Below are 15889 nucleotides of genomic sequence, written 5' to 3'. Positions count from 1 at the left end.
CGGCGATCAACATCCTCAGGGCAGGGCTTGCCCTTCGCGACGCTACGCAAGCGGCTTAACGAGAAGCCGCCCTCTTTAGGGGGCGGAGGAGTCACATTGGCTGGTCGGAGGGGAGGTGTCGAGATTCGGCCTTCTGGGAAACGTGAGCTTGTGCTTAATGCTGTCCGCAAGGTCCTGTGCCTGGTTCTGCTCTGTACCCTCGGCGCTCCGGGACTCGTTCCCGCGGTGGCGGGGGCGGCTGAACGGCCCAACATCGTGTTCATCCTCGTCGACGATCTGGAAGCAGGCGATCTACGGAAATTTCCTAATATCTGGAACGAACTCGCCGGGGGAGGCACCGGCTTCGAACGGTTCTTCGTGACCAACTCCTGGTGCTGCCCGTCCCGCTCGACGATTCTGCGCTCCCAGTACGTTCACAGCCACGGCGTGCTGACCAACACGGCCCCCGAGGGGGGCTTCACCAAGTTCTACAACTCCGGACTGGAGCGTTCCACGCTCGGCACCTGGATGCAGTCGGCCGGCTACCGCACCGGGCTGATGGGCAAATACCTCAACCACTACCCCGGGGGCGCGACCGACCCCACCTACGTGCCACAGGGCTGGGACGAGTGGGACGTGCCGGTGCGCAGGCTCTACAAGGAGTACGATTACACGCTCAACGAGAACGGCCTGCTGAGGGCCTACGGCTCAGCGGACACCGACTACCTGACCGACGTGCTCAGCCACAAGGCCGACGCGTTCGTCTCCCAGACGGGCGACGAGCCGTTCTTCCTGTATCTCGCCCCCATCGCCCCGCACAACCCGGCCAACTGCGCCGCCCGGTACCGCGACGCCTTCACCGGCGTCACCGCCCCCAGGCCCCCTTCCTTCGACCAGCCGGACGTGAGCGCCGAGCCCCGCTGGCTGAGCTCACGCGAGAGGTTCAGCGACCGGACGATCGAGGGCATCGACGAGCGTTACCGCCGCAGACTGAGGGCCATGCTCGGGGTGGACGACATGGTCGGCTCCCTGATCGAGACCCTGCGTGTCACCGGGAAGCTTGATAACACCTACCTTTTCTTCACCTCCGATAACGGGTTCCACCTGGGCCAGCACCGTCTTGCCCAGGGCAAGACGACCCCGTTCGACGAGTCGATCAGGGTGCCGTTCCTGGTCCGGGGGCCTGGTGTGCGGGCCGGTGGACTCGTCGGCGACATGGCCGCCACCGTGGACATCGCCCCGACCTTCGCCCAGCTCGCCGGAGCCCGGCTCCCCGGCTTCGCCGAGGGCCGATCCCTGCTCCCGCTGCTGCGCGGCCAGACCCCGTCCTCCTGGCGCCAGAACGTGCTGCTGGAGTTCTACCGTCCGCTCAACCCGAGCTCGGCCCGCCAGACGCCGGTCCCCGCCTACCAGGGCATGCGGACGGCCCGGTACACCTTCGTCCGCTACTCGACCGGCGAGTACCAGCTCTACGACGTGTTCACCGACCCCTACCAGCTCTCCAACCTCGCCGCCAGGGTCTCGCCCGCGGTGATCGCCCAGTTCAACCAGCAGCTCGACGCGCTGGTGGCCTGCTCCGGGCCGACCTGCCGCTCCGCCGACTCCGTCCAGCCGCCCACATTCGTCCTCCCGGCCCCGACCTCCGTCCCACGGCGCTCGTGACACCGGCTCCGGGGCGCCGGTCACGACCGGCAGACCGGTGCCCCGGACGGAGGCGGGCGTCGCGGCTCGTACAGTGGCCTGACCAGATGGCGGAAGGAGCGCCGTGCGCGTCGCCCTGTTCATCACGTGTGTGAACGACACGCTGTTCCCCGGCACCGGGCGGGCGGTCGTGACACTGCTGCGCCGCCTCGGCTGCGCCGTCGAGTTTCCCCTGGCCCAGACCTGCTGCGGCCAGATGCACGTCAACACCGGTTACCCCCGGGAGGGCGGGCGGCTGGCCCGGCACTTCGTGGACGTCTTCGCCGGATACGACGCGGTCGTCACGCCGTCCGGATCATGTGCCGCGATGGTCCGCGAGCAGTATCCGAAGCTGGCCCGCGATCTCGGTCTCGGCGCCGCCCCCTCCACCGTTTCCCCCGCCGCCTCCCTCGCAGGCTCCTCCGGTTCCTCCTCCGGCGGAGGTGTCCCCGCGGGCACGACGGTCTCCGCCGGCACGGCCGGCTCATTCGCCGACGCGGTCGCCGAGACGGCGCCCAGGGTGTACGAACTCTCCGAATTCCTGGTGGACGTTCTGGGAGTCACCGATGTCGGCGCCTACTTCCCGCACCGGGTGACCTACCATCCGACCTGTCACTCCCTGCGTGGCCTGCGCCTGGGAGACCGCCCCGCCCGGCTGCTGGAGCAGGTCAGGGGTCTGGAGCTGGTCCCGCTGCCCGACGCCGACGAGTGCTGCGGCTTCGGTGGCACCTTCGCGGTGAAGAACCCGGCGATCTCCGCCGCCATGTGCGCCGACAAGGTGCACAACGTCGCGACCACCGGTGCCGAGGTGCTCTGCGCCGCGGACAACTCCTGCCTGATGCACATCGGCGGCACCCTCAGCCGCCAGTGTGCCGGGGTCCGTGCCATGCATCTCGCCGAGATCCTCGCAGCCACGGAGCCCGCCCGATGACCGGCGTCACCTTCCTCGGCATGCCGGCCTTCCCGGTGAACGCGGCGGCGGCCGTACAGGACTCCCAGCTCAGGTTCAACCTTCGCAGGGCCACGCACACGATCCGCGGCAAGCGGGCCTCCGCGGTCGCCGAGCTGCCCGACTGGGCGGAGCTGCGGACCGCGGGGAGACAGATCAAGGACCACACCCTGCGCAACCTGGACCGCTACCTGCTCCAGCTGGAGGAGGCCGTCACCGGGGCGGGCGGTCACGTGCACTGGGCGGCCGACGCCCAGGAGGCCAATCGGATCGTGGCCGGGCTGGTCAAGGCGACCGGGGAGACCAGCGTGGTCAAGGTCAAGTCGATGGCCACCCAGGAGATCGGCCTCAACGAGGCGCTCGCCGCCGAGGGCGTCACCGCCTACGAGACCGACCTGGCCGAGCTGATCGTGCAGCTCGGCGACGACCTGCCCTCGCACATCCTGGTCCCCGCGATCCACCGTAACCGCGCGGAGATCCGCGAGATCTTCCGGCGGAGGATGGCCGCCTGGGGACGTGCGGCCCCCGACGGGCTGACCGACGATCCGGCCGCCCTGGCCGAGGCAGCCCGGATCCACCTGCGAGAACGCTTCCTGTCCACCAAGGTCGCGATCTCCGGCGCGAACTTCATGATCGCTGAGACCGGCACGCTGGTGGTGCTGGAGTCCGAGGGCAACGGCCGGATGTGCCTGACCCTGCCCGAGACGCTGATCAGCGTGGTCGGCATCGAGAAGGTGCTGCCGGGCTGGCGGGACCTGGAGGTCTTCCTCCAGCTGCTGCCCAGGAGCTCCACCGGCGAGCGGATGAACCCCTACACCTCCACCTGGACCGGCGCGGTCGAGGGGCAGGAGTTCCACCTCGTCCTGCTCGACAACGGCCGCACCGGGGTCCTCGCCGACGAGGTCGGCCGGCAGGCGTTGCGCTGCATCCGCTGCTCGGCCTGCCTGAACGTCTGTCCCGTCTACGAGCGCGCCGGAGGTCACGCCTACGGCTCGGTCTACTCCGGCCCGATCGGCGCGATCCTCACCCCGCAGTTGCGCGGTATGACCTCGGAGCTGGACGCCTCCCTGCCGTATGCATCGACGCTCTGCGGTGCCTGCTTCGACGCCTGCCCGGTGGCGATCGACATCCCCGAGGTCCTGGTCCACCTGCGGGGCAGGGCACCTCATCCACGGGCCGAGCGCCTGGGCATGCGCGCCGTCGGCTGGGTGCTCGGCGATCCGGGGCGGCTGGGACGTGCCGAACGGCTGGGGGCCCGGCTGCGCCGGTTCGCTCCCCGGCGCCTGCCGGGCTCGCTCTCCGCCTGGACCGACACCCGTGACATCCCCGACATTCCCCCCGAGTCCTTCCGTGACTGGTGGGGCCGTACCGACGGGGGTGCCCGTTGAACGGCGGCGCGGGCGACCGGGAGCCGGAATCGCGCCCCCGGATGACCGGACCGGCCCCGCAGGACCTGCTCGGGAGGGGCACGGCCGTGACGAGCAGGGAGCTGATCCTGTCGAGGATCCGCGCCGCGGTGGCCTCGGCGCCGGACGTCGAGATCACCCGCGCCCACCGCGCACCGTCCGGCGCGGCGGGCGCCGAGGCCGGCGTGGCGGAGCTGTTCGCGGAGCGGGTGGCCGACTACCGGGCCGTCGTGCACGTGGTGGGGGAGGACGGCGTGGCCAGGGCGATCGCGGCGGCGCTGACCCGGTGGGGGATCATCCGGCCCGTCGTCCCGGACGGGCTGCCCCCCGAATGGACCCCCGAGGAGTCGATCATCGACGATCCGCCGTTGAGCGCGGCGGAGCTGGACGCGGCGCGGGGGGTGGTCACCGGCTGCGCCGTGGGGATCGCGGAGACCGGCACGATCGTGCTGGACGCCGGCCCCGGCCAGGGGCGGCGGGCGCTGACGCTGGTGCCGGATCACCACCTGTGCGTGGTGCGGGCCGGGCAGATCGTGGCGGGAGTGCCCGAGGCCGTCGGACGGCTCGATCCGGCCAGGCCGCTCACCTGGATCAGCGGTCCGTCGGCGACCAGTGACATCGAGCTGAACCGGGTGGAGGGCGTGCACGGCCCCCGCGCGCTGGAAGTGGTGATCGTCCTCTGACCGGAGGCCGGGCCGCTCCGGCTCGGGCGATATCGGATCCGATTTATGCTTTCGTTACCTGTCCATGCCCTCCCATTATCGGATATCCTCGCGAGTCGCGACTGCGTAACCCCAGGTCAAGGTCATTGGAGTCCCTCTATGAAGCCCCCGCTGCTGCTCATCGGGCAGGGCTCACACGATGACAACGGATCCGTTGAGTTCGGCAGGTTCATCCACCGGCTCCGCTGCCGGCTGGACCAGACCGCGGCCGACGTCTCCGGTGGATACATCGCCAGGTCCAGGCCGCGTCTCAGCGACTCGGTCGCCTCACTGGTCGCGCGGGGACACCATCGCATCGTGGCGCTGCCGCTGAGCCTCACCGGTGACGTGCGGATCGACACCGACATCCCCGCGGCGCTGGCCCGGGAGCAGGATCGTCACCCCATGCTCACCTGCGACCACGGCCGTCCCCTCGGCTCCGACCCCCGCATCCTGGCGCTGCTCGCCGAGCGCCTGGCCGACGCCGCGGCCGAGGTCGCCAGCCTCCGCCTGGTTCCCGCGGCCGCCGGGTCGTTCGACGACGAGCCCGAGCACATCGAGATCGGTGAGACCGCGGTGGTCCTGGTGGGCGACGGCTCCACCACCCCGGCCACCAACGCCGACGTGCACCGTGTCTCCCGGCTGTTCTGGGAGACCCACGCCCACGAGTACATGACGGTGGAGACCGCCTTCGTCTCCCTCACCCCGCCCGGCGTCCCCGGCGGCATCGAGCGCTGCCGCCGCCTCGGCGCCAAGCGTGTGATCGTCGTGCCCTACCTGCTGTTCGCCGGTGGCGTGCTGGACCGGGTCTGGGCCCAGGCCATGGCCTACGCCGCCGGTCATCCGGACCTGGACGTCCGCTGCGCCGACGTCATCGGTGACTGCGAGGGGCTGGCGGATGTGGTCGTCGAGCGCTACGAGGAGGCGCTCAGCGGCGTCGTCTGGTGATCCTCCCGGACGCGGTGACCCGGGCTGCGGCATGACCGCTATGAGCGCTCCGGATGGTTTCGAGTGCTGGATGACATGACCGTTTCAGGGGTTTCACGGGAGACTGATGGGCATGACCATCCTTGAGCAGACCGTCGCCGCGATCCGGCCCGCCGACCCGGCGGCCCTCGCCGAGGCGCGGGCCCACCAGGACAGCCTGACCAAGCCCAGGGGTGCGCTGGGCGTGCTGGAGGAGGTGGCGGTACGGCTGGCGGGGGCCGCCTCGGTCAGCCCGCCGCCGCTCCCGGTCCCGGCGGCTCTGGCGATCTTCGCGGCCGACCACGGCGTCCACGCCCAGGGGGTCAGCCCGTGGCCGCAGGAGGTCACCCCGCAGATGGTCGGGAACTTCCTCGCGGGCGGTGCGGTGGCCAACGCCTTCGCGGCCCAGGTCGACGCCTCGGTGACGGTCGTGGACGTCGGGGTGGCCGCCGACCTCGCCCCCGCGCCGGGCCTGACGATCAGCAAGGTCGCCTACGGCACGGCCGACCTGTCCCTGGGCCCGGCGATGACCGCCGGGCAGGCGGTCGCCGCGCTGGAGGCGGGGATCGCGACCGCCCGCGACCTGGTGGACCGGGGAGCCCGCTGCCTGATCACCGGGGACATGGGCATCGCCAACACCACCGCCTCGGCCGCTCTGATCTGCGCGTTCACCGGGCAGGACGCGGCCGTCGTGACCGGCAGGGGGACCGGGGCCGACGACGAGACCCTGGCCCGCAAGGTCGAGGTGGTCAGGCGGGCGCTGCGGGTCAACGGCCTGCGGCCGGGGGAGAGCGGTGAGCCGGGGGCGGACGGTTGCGCGCCTTCGGCGCTGGGCACGCTGGCCGCGGTCGGCGGCCTGGAACACGCGGCGATCGCCGGGTTCATTCTGGGCGGGGCGGCCCTGCGGGTGCCGGTCATCCTCGACGGGGTCATCGCGGGATCGGCCGCGCTCGCCGCGGCGGCACTGGCGCCCGACGTGGTCGACCACTGCGTGGCCGGTCACCGTTCCGCCGAACCCGGCCACGCCGTCGCGCTCGGTCACCTCGGCCTGCGTCCCCTGGTCGAGCTGGAACTCCGGCTCGGCGAGGGCACCGGGGGGCTGCTCGCTCACCCGCTGGTCTGCGCGGCCGTCAGGGTCATGCACGAGGTGGCGACCTTCGACTCCGCCGGGGTCACCGACAAAGAGGGCTGACCTGCGGAAGGCCTAGGCCCAGCGGGTGCGCCGAGGCCGGTGTCCTTGGCGCGTTGTTAACACGGGAGCAACGAACGACGGAGTATTAGCCGGTAGGTTTACCTCCTAACACGCCATGCTCACAATCCAGTGCGAACGGGAGATCTGTCACCATGTCGCCCTACCTGCTCGGTCTGCGTCTCTCCGGGCGGCGGGTGCTCGTCGTGGGGGGTGGGCGCGTCGCTCAGAGACGGGTCCCGGCGCTGCTGGAGGCCGGAGCCCTGGTCACCATCGTCTCGACGAGTGTCACGCACGCCCTCGACGATCTCATCGCGACCGGCCGGGTGGTCTGGGAGGCCAGGCCGTACCAGGTCGGTGACGTCGACGGGGCCTGGCTCGTCCAGGCGTGCACCGACGACCGCGCGGTGAACACCGCAGTCGCCGCGGAGGCCGAGGCCAAGCGGATCTGGTGCGTGCGGGCCGACGACAAGGACGCCTCGGCCGCCTGGACCCCCGCCGGCGGAAGAGTGGGTGAGATCGGTGTGGCGATCACCGCCGGGGGCGACCCCCGACGGGCCGCCGGGATTCGGGACGCCGTCGTGGAGGCGCTCCGCGACGGTACGGTCGACGCCCGGCGGAACCGCACCAAACCGGTCGGTGTCGCGCTGGTCGGCGGTGGCCCCGGCGATCCCGGCCTGATCACGGTCCGGGGGCGGCAACTGCTCGCCCAGGCCGACGTGGTCGTCGCCGACCGCCTCGCCCCGCAGGCGCTGCTTGACGAGCTCTCTCCGGACGTCGAGCTGATCGATGCCGCGAAGATCCCTTATGGTCGCTACCTGGCCCAGGAGAGGATCAACGAGCTGTTGATCGAGCATGCGAGGCAGGGCAGGTTCGTGGTCCGGCTCAAGGGGGGCGACCCCTTCGTCTTCGGCCGGGGCGGAGAGGAGATGCTGGCCTGTGCCCGTGCCGGCATCCCGGTCGTCGTGGTCCCCGGCATCACCAGCCCGGTCGCCGTGCCCGCCGCGGCCAACGTGCCGGTGACCCACCGCGGCGTCAGCCAGGAGTTCCATGTGATCTCGGTGCACGTCCCGCCCGGCGACCCCCGGTCCACCGTCGACTGGTCGAACCTGGCGAGATCCGCCGGAACACTGGTCCTCATGATGGCGGTCGAACGAATCCAGCCGATTGCCAAAACACTTATACAAGAGGGACGTTCGCCGGAAACTCCCGTAATGGTGGTACAGGACGGTACTCTTCCCACCCAACGAGCTCTTCACGCTACGTTGTCCACCGTAGCTGAGCGCGTGACCGCGGCTGGGATTCGGCCACCTGCGATCGTGATCGTCGGCGATGTCGTGAAGGTCGGCCAGGAGGTCGAGATGGTTCGAGCGGAGCGGGTACCGTGAAATCGGCTGCCAACAGACCCACTCATTCGAGCGAGCGCGACTCCAGCCTCGCCGGCGCCCCCCAGGATCCGCCGGATGACACCGCGCCGGACGACGCCGAGTCCCTCGGCGAGCAGACGGTCACCTTCCGTGCGATCCGTCCCGATGACACGGCACCCCCTCGCGCCACCCCCTCGCCGCCCGCGCCCAAGAGGCAGGAGACCGGCGACGCCAAAGACACCGCCCCTCCACAGGAGGACGACGCCTTCGCGGCCTTCCGCGCGGCGGCCGCGGCGGCCATTTCGTCGGTGAACGAGGTGGCGGCTGCCGCTCAGCGGAAGGACGTCGCCGTCCCCTCCGGCGGAGGTGACGCCGCGCGATCCGAGGGCGGAAGAGGCACCGCCTCCCAGGAGCGAGGCGCCACCCCCTCCGCGCTCGGAGACGGGGCCGCTTCTCGTAAGGGCCCCACCGGGCCTGCCGGGGGCGGGTCCGCCGGGGCCGGGTCCGCGGGCAAGGCCGGGACTGCCGGCGGTAAGGGGGCCACGGTCTCCTCGGGAGACGGCGCCCACATCGGCCGGAGTGTCACCCCCGCCCAGGCGGACAGGACCGTTCCTTCCCAGGCCGGTGGAGGTGCCCCCCCTCCCCTGAGAGCAGTTGCCGAGCCGGTACGCGGGGGAGCCGCTGTTCCCCGCGGGGAGGACGCCGGGTCTCCGCCGGCGGACGACGCCTTCGCGGCCTTCCGCGCGGCGGCCGAGGCGGCCATTTCGTCGGTGAACGAGGTGGCGGCTGCCGCTCAGGGCAAGGACGCCTCCACCTCGTCGTCCAAGGACGGGGAAGCCGCCGCTTTCCAGGCGCCCGCCGCCTCTCGGAGGGCGGCCGCCTCCCGGGAGGACTCGGCCCCTCAGGGGGGCGACGCCCCTCAGGAAACCGTTGCCCAGGAAACCACTCCTCGGGAAACCACTCCTCGGGAAACCGGCGCTCCCGAGGGGGCCGGTTCCCCCGCCCCCGTCGACGGGCCGGCCTCTGCGGAGACACGTGCGGGTGCCGGCGAGGACGCCGAGATCGCGACCGGTCTCTCCACGGGCCCCGGTACGGCCGAGGCCCCAGGAGAGCCCGGTACGGCCGAGACCCCAGGGGAGACGGAGGGCGGCGGTCCCGGCGGCGACGCCTCCGGCGCCACCCCCGACGACGTTCCTGACGCCCCCGGGGCCATTCCCGATGCCCCCGGCGACATGTCCGACGGCGTCCCCGGCGTCCCCGGCCTCTCCGGTCGAGATGACGTCTCCCACGGAGATGACGTCTCCGCCGGAGACACGGATGCGGGTTCGGACGAGATCGCCGTCCTTGCCGGGGACGGCGACGGACTCGACGCCGATGAGCACGGTGACGGCGAGCAGGGCGGCGAGGAGTGGGGCGGCGGGGCCGAGGGGGCGGGGATCGACCGGGTACGGGAGGTGCCGCTGCCCGAGGCGGTCTCCGAGGCCCTGACCAACGCGCTCGCCTCCCTGCGCGACAGCGTCACCGACCTCGGCTTCGGCTTGGACCTTCCCGGTGCCCAGGAGGCCAGGCGGGCCCAGAGCGAGATCCTGGCCCAGCTCGACGACTACGTGATCCCACGGGTCCACATGAGCGTCGCGCCGGCGCTCGTGGTCGTCGCGGGTTCCACCGGTGCGGGCAAGTCCACGCTCCTCAACACCCTGGCCAACGCCACGGTCAGCGCCACCGGTGTGCGGCGTCCGACCACCGGCACCCCGGTCCTCGCCTGTCATCCCGACGATCATGAATGGTTCGCCGAGGGGGACCTGCTGGGCAGCCTCCGGCGGCGGGAGGCGCCCGGCTCCAAGGTGGAGCCCGGCAGCGTCGTGCTGGTCTCCACCGAACGGCTCCCGCCGGGGGTGGCGCTGCTCGACACCCCCGACATCGACTCGGTCGTCGAGGAGCACCACGAGATCGCCCACCGCATGCTCGACGCGGCAGACCTGTGGATCTTCGTCACCACCGCGGCCCGCTACGCCGACGCCCCCGCCTGGCGGCTGCTCCGCCTCGCCAAGGAGCGCGGGGCCCGGCTGGCCATCGTGCTGTCCCGGGTGCCGCCGAGATCCCGCGAGGTGGTCACCAAGCACTTCTTCAGAATGCTCGCCGAGTACGGCCTCGGAGAGGTCGACCGGTTCGTCGTCAACGAGAGCAGGGTGACCGACGGCATGCTCCCCGACCACGAGGTCACCGAGCTCCGGCTCTGGCTGACCGAGCTGTCGGTGGACGATCAGCGTCGGGCGCAGGCCGTACAGGAGACCCTGTCGGGGACGCTGGACAGCTTCCGCACCCGGGTTCCGGCCCTGGCCAGGCAGCTGGAGGTCCAGGTGGCGTTCAGAAGCGATCTCCGTGGTGATGTGGACACCGCCTACGCCACCGCGCTCGCCGAGATCGAGGAGGCGACCAGGAACGGCTCGCTGTTGCACGGTGAGGTGCTCGCGCGCTGGCAGGACTTCGCGGGGGCGGGTGACCTCATGCGGGCCCTGCACCTGCGTAAGCCGGGCCGGTTCGCCGGGAAGGCGAGCCACCAGGCCCCCGAGCGGCTCAGCGCGCTGAAGTCGGCGCTCCGGGCCGGGCTGGAGTCCGTCGTCGTCTCCGCGGCGGAGCGTGCCGCCGAGGAGGCGGTCTCGCGCTGGCTGCACCGTCCCGGTGGGGAGTCCCTGGCCGCCACCGCGGGCCTGGGCCGTGCCTCCGACGACCTGCTGCGCAGGACGAGCCGGGCCGTGGGCGGCTGGCAGGACCACATCATCGAGCTGATCCGCACCGAGGGCGTGACCAAGCGGTCGGTGGCGAGGCTCGTCTCGTTCGACGTCGAGTCACTGGCGCTGATCTTCGTGGTGGGGCTGCTCGGCTACGGTTCCACCGAGGCGAAGGGCCCCGGCACCGGCGGGCTGCCGCAGCGGCTGGTGCACGCGCTGCTGGGCGCCGAGTCGCTGCGCACCATCGGGGCCAGGGCCCGCAGTGATCTGCGTGCCCGGATCGCCACGCTGTTCGACGATGAGACGTCACGTTACGTCCAGGCCCTCGACGGCGCGGGCATCCCCGACGAATCCGCCGCCACCCGCCTCTACCAGGCAACGTACAACCTTGAGGTCGCCCGATGAGTGTTGGCACCACCCAGACTCGCCAAGGTCTTGACGGCAGGCTCACCGCGCTGGCACGGATCGTGGAGCTGGGACCGGGCAGGGTCGACCCCATGTTGCTCACCGAGTCCGGGCAACTGCTGCTCCGCGCCGGTGACAGGCTCAAGCTCTCCGCCGACCACACCGTGGTCGCGCTCGCCGGCGGTACGGGCAGCGGCAAGTCCACGCTGTTCAACTCGGTCTCCGGCCTTGAGCTGTCGCCGACCGGGGTCCGCCGCCCGACCACGGCGCGCACCCACGCCTGTGTCTGGGGCCTGGAGGGTGCGGGCCCGCTGCTCGACTGGCTGCAGATCCAGTGGCGGCACCGTTTCGCCAGGGCCAGCGCCCTGGACAAGGGCGAGAGCCGGCTGCACGGGCTGATCCTGCTCGACCTGCCCGACCACGACTCCATCCGGGCGCTCACCGACACCGAGGCCGACCGGCTGATCCAGGTCGCCGATCTCGTCGTCTGGGTGCTCGACCCGCAGAAGTACGCCGACGCCTCCACCCACCGGCGCTACGTGACCGAGCTGGCCGGAAGCGAGGCAGTGACGATCTTCGTGCTCAACCAGGCCGACCGGCTGACCTCGGAGGAACTGGCCGAGTGCGTCGCCGACCTGGACGGGCTGCTCCGCCGCGAGGGTGTCGACAACCCCGTCATCGTCACCACCACCGCGATCACCGGGGAGGGGGTGGACGACCTCAAGTCCGTCCTGGCCGAGACCGTGGCCAGGCGCAGGGCCGCGGTCCAGCGGCTGACGGCCGACCTCGACCGGCTCGCGCTCCGCCTGACGAAGATCGAGCCCGCCGACGGGACTCCGGCGCCCCCCTCCTCCATCGACGACGCCCGCCGGATCGGTCTCACCGACGCGCTCTGCGACGCGGTCGGTGTGCCCGCCGTCGGTGAGGCCATGGAGAACGTGTACGGCGTGCGCTCCATCGAGTGGGTCGGCTGGCCGTACACCCGCTGGCTGGCCAGGCTCCGCCCCGATCCGCTCAACAGCCTGCGCCTCGGCGACCTCAGGGACGAGATCCGCGGCCTCACCGGCGGTTCGGTCAGCGCGCAGGCCGCCGAGGTGGACAACGCGGTGCGGGCCCTGTCCGACGGCCTCACCGCCGGGATGCACGAGGCGTGGCAGACCGGGATCAGGGACGCCGCCCGCTCGCACGCGGCCCAGCTGCCCCAGGTTCTCTCCGCGGAGCTGTCGGAGGTCGCGCCGAGGCTGGACCGGGTTCCCGGCTGGTGGCGGCTGCTCCTGGTCTGGCAGTACCTGCTGGTCCTGTTCTTCCTGGCGGGGATCGCCTGGTTCGGTACGGCTCTCGCCTACGGTGTGTTCGGCGCGGGGAGGCCGCCGGCGGGCCTGGCGGTGTTCGCCGACGCGGCGTCGCTGCCCTGGCTGGGGCTGATGATCCTCTCCGTTCTGGGGCTCGGCCTGCTCACCGCGGTGGCCGGCCGTAACCTCGTCATGCTCGGTGCGGGCAACGAGCGCGACCGGCTCGAACGGGAGATGCGCCGCAGGGTGGCGGGGGTGGCGTCGCGAGCGGTGATCGAGCCGGTGGAGCACGAGCTGGCGAGATACAACGAGTTCTACTCCGCGCTGCGGGGTGTGCGGGGCTGATCCCGCGCTTGTCCACAGCTCCGCCGCGCGAGCGCGCGGTAATCCACAGAGCGTCGTTCGGTGGCCCGTGCCCGAGGTGGCACGGGCCACTCTGTCCTCCACAGCCGGGCACTCCGCCCGCTCTCATGGGAGGCCACGATGAACGACATCCATGTCACGCTGACCGGTAACGTCGCCGCTCCGCCGCGCCAGCACACCTTCCCCGACGGTTCGCGCGTCACCTCGCTCAAGGTCGCCTCGACAAGCCGTTACTTCGACCGGGCGGCCCAGCAGTGGTGTAACGGTGAGACGACCTACTTCGGCGTCCGCTGTTTCCGGGGGCTCGCGGACAACGTCGCCCAGTCGGTCCGCGTGGGTCAGCCGGTTGTCGTGCAGGGGCGGCTGCGGATCCGTGAGTTCACCCACGAGGGGGAGCGCCGTTTCATGCCCGAGGTGGAGGCCAACTCGCTCGGGCACGACCTGCGCTGGGGCCTGGGAAGCTTCAGCAAGCCGCAGCGGGGCGGGACGGTCCCGATGCTGGGGCGCGACCAGCGGACCGAGCTCGACCGGGGGACACATGACTGGGCCATGGGGGGCGTGACCTCCGCCGAGACCTCTCCGCCGGCCCCCGCTCCGATCGGGGAGGCAGGGAGGGCCAAGGGAGACGGGGAGAACAGAGAGCCGGTGGAGGAGGGGGAGCACGCGGGGGAGGCGGAGGCGGAGGACGAGACGCCGTGGCCTGCCGAGGTGCGGGCGGTGGCCTGAGGCGACCTTGGACGATCCGAGGCGCGGGATCCACGCGGATGGGTGCTCTCGGGCACATCCGTCGCGTCTTCGCGCCCGATGAAGCCAAGGAGGAGGGCCTGCCGGGACCGGAAAAACGGGCTGGGAGGCGTTAGGGGGAGGGGCGGCGGACGACCGGAGGGTGTGGGAGAGGAGGATGCCGGAAGGCGCCGGAAGAGGGGAGCGCGTCGAAAAAGGATGTGCGGGGAGGGACGTGCCGGAGGGGCTGAAACGAGAGCATGAAACGGGAGGGGCCGGCGGGAAGGCGGAAGGGACCTGAAAGGGGAGGGGAGGGGGCATCGGCCAAGCCTGGCCGGTGCCCCGCCGGAAGAGCACGGCGGCACCGAGGGGACGGGCCGATGGACTTGCCCTTTTCAGATGCCCAGAGCATCCGTTAGGTCCTGTCCCGCAGACCTTGCCTGTCCTGCCGATCGGCCCGATGGCGCGTCGCCCGCCCCGGTGGGAAGCCGCAGTGTGCTGCGGCGGCCGGGACATCCCCGGAACACCATGGCGAACGCGAAGTTTGCGGAGTGTTTTCGCAGGTTGGGGTGGCAACGCCATACGGCGAGGCCTGGGCGGGCGCGGTAGGTGGAAGATCGCAGGCAGAAAGGTCTACGGGACAGGGCCTAGGTCCAGGTCACGCCCCGCAGCATGGCTGCTCCTTTCCCACATGGTCCGCTCTCCGGGAGAGCGATTTGCAACAGTGAGCCACCAGATGAGTGGACCCACTCCGTCAAGGTAGCGGTTCCCATCGCGCGGCGCACACTCCGCAACTATCGTGTTACACATCGTTAGTCGGAGAAGGGGACGACATGGCGGCACCCAGTCACACCTCGGTCAAATCACGCGAGACCGTGACGACCTTGGCCGATCGGTGGCCCATCCTTGGACAGCGCCGTCCGCTGGTTGTCTATCTTTGCGGCATCGTTGCCCTGGATCTGGTCGCAATCGGATTTTTCGCTGCATCCAGCGATTTCCACTGGCATGATCTGCTCACCTTCGTCGCGCTGATGGCCTGCGGCGCCGTCTGCATCGAGGCGACCCGCAGGCTCGGCATGCCCGCCGGTGTCTCCCGAGACCTGCTGTCCGCCTGGTGGCTGCCCGCCGCGCTGCTGCTGCCGCCGGTCTACGCGCTTCTCGCACCCATTCCGCTCCAGATCCTGCTGCAGAAACGGGTGCGTGAGACGGTCGTCTACCGGAGGGTCTTCAGCTCGGCGGCGATCGGCCTGGCCGGTTGTGCGGCCTCGGTGCTCTTCCACGCCCTTGTCGGCGACCTGACCGTTCTCCCCGCGGGGACCGGCGAGCCGATCCTCGTCGCCATCGGCTGCGCCGTCCTGTTCACCGTGCTCAACACCGCGCTGATCGCCATCGCGGCGCACACCGCCGCCCCCGACAGCCGCTGGCGGGACGTGCTGTGGAACCGCGAGAGTCTGCTGCTCGACGTGGTCGAGCTCTGCCTGGGCGTTATCGTCGCCATCGCCTGCGGGCTGAACCTGGCCCTGCTGGTGCTCGCCCTGCCTCCGGTGGTGCTGCTCCAGCGCAGCCTGCTCCACGCCCAGCTGCAGGCGGCGGCCCGTACCGACGCCAAGACCGGCCTGCTCAACGCCGCGGCCTGGCATCGTGAGGCGGACACCGAGATCGTCCGGGCCCGCCGTACGGGTGAGACCCTCGCCCTGCTGATCGTCGACATCGACCACTTCAAACGGGTCAACGACACCTACGGTCACCTGGTCGGCGACCAGGTCCTGGTCGGGGTGGCAAACACCATCCGAGGCCAGCTGCGCGACTACGACGTGGTCGGCCGCTTCGGCGGTGAGGAGTTCGTCGTCCTGCTGCCCCGGGCCGACGTGACCGAGGCGCGCAGGGTCGCCGAGCGGCTGCGCTCACGTATCGGGCGGATGGCCGTCCCGGCGGACGACAACATGATCACTGTGACGATCTCCGTGGGTGTCGCGATCATGAGCATGCACGGTGACGACCTGATCGAGTTGCTCGCTGCTGCGGACCTGGCCCTCTACCGGGCCAAGGAGCTCGGCCGCGACCGGATCTGCCTGCCCGCCACCGCCGTTCCCCCCGCCAGACGGCCCGGCCCCGAGGCCGCCCCTAGCTAAGCCCA

General features: G+C 71.2%; 11 protein-coding genes. All 11 read left to right on the top strand.

Annotation, left to right across the window (positions count from 1 at the left end; genetic code table 11):
- Positions 1-150: 150 nt before the first annotated feature.
- Positions 151-1641: a sulfatase gene (locus tag ABZ194_RS22405; protein WP_355598936.1), complete on the top strand. Its 1491-nt coding sequence runs from the start codon at positions 151-153 to the stop codon at positions 1639-1641.
- Positions 1642-1744: 103 nt separating this feature from the next.
- A complete protein-coding gene (locus tag ABZ194_RS22400) occupies positions 1745-2590 on the top strand; it encodes a (Fe-S)-binding protein (RefSeq protein WP_355598935.1) in 846 nt (281 codons plus the stop codon).
- Entirely contained in the window at positions 2587-3996 is a 1410-nt protein-coding gene (locus ABZ194_RS22395; protein ID WP_355598934.1) for a lactate utilization protein B, read from the top strand. Before ABZ194_RS22400 ends, ABZ194_RS22395 begins: the two co-directional genes overlap by 4 nt.
- Before the next feature lie 41 nt (positions 3997-4037).
- Entirely contained in the window at positions 4038-4697 is a 660-nt protein-coding gene (locus ABZ194_RS22390; protein ID WP_355598933.1) for an LUD domain-containing protein, read from the top strand.
- A 138-nt stretch (positions 4698-4835) separates the two neighbouring features.
- Complete coding sequence (locus ABZ194_RS22385) at positions 4836-5663, top strand: sirohydrochlorin chelatase (RefSeq protein WP_355598932.1); 828 nt, start codon at positions 4836-4838, stop codon at positions 5661-5663.
- Positions 5664-5775: 112 nt separating this feature from the next.
- Entirely contained in the window at positions 5776-6873 is a 1098-nt protein-coding gene (gene cobT, locus ABZ194_RS22380) for a nicotinate-nucleotide--dimethylbenzimidazole phosphoribosyltransferase (RefSeq protein ID WP_355598931.1), read from the top strand.
- 152 nt (positions 6874-7025) lie between these two features.
- Positions 7026-8258, top strand: a complete 1233-nt coding sequence (gene cobA / locus ABZ194_RS22375) for a uroporphyrinogen-III C-methyltransferase (protein WP_355598930.1) — start codon at positions 7026-7028, stop codon at positions 8256-8258.
- A complete protein-coding gene (locus tag ABZ194_RS22370) occupies positions 8255-11374 on the top strand; it encodes a GTPase (protein WP_355598929.1) in 3120 nt (1039 codons plus the stop codon). The genes cobA and ABZ194_RS22370 overlap by 4 nt, the downstream gene beginning before the upstream one ends.
- Positions 11371-13011 carry a GTPase gene (locus tag ABZ194_RS22365; protein WP_355598928.1) on the top strand — a complete coding sequence of 547 codons (1641 nt, stop codon included), beginning with the start codon at positions 11371-11373 and terminating at the stop codon, positions 13009-13011. The genes ABZ194_RS22370 and ABZ194_RS22365 overlap by 4 nt, the downstream gene beginning before the upstream one ends.
- Before the next feature lie 138 nt (positions 13012-13149).
- Positions 13150-13755, top strand: coding sequence for a single-stranded DNA-binding protein (gene ssb, locus ABZ194_RS22360; protein WP_355598927.1), 606 nt, complete (start codon positions 13150-13152; stop codon positions 13753-13755).
- A gap of 830 nt (positions 13756-14585) precedes the next feature.
- On the top strand, positions 14586-15884 hold the full coding sequence (locus ABZ194_RS22355; protein WP_355598926.1) for a GGDEF domain-containing protein: 1299 nt from the start codon (positions 14586-14588) through the stop codon (positions 15882-15884).
- Positions 15885-15889 lie beyond the last annotated feature (5 nt).

The organism is Streptosporangium sp. NPDC006007, assembly GCF_040614315.1.
In the GTDB taxonomy this organism is placed as follows: domain Bacteria; phylum Actinomycetota; class Actinomycetes; order Streptosporangiales; family Streptosporangiaceae; genus Streptosporangium.
Note: the sequence above shows the minus strand (reverse complement) of the source record. Positions and strands in the feature narration are given on the sequence as shown.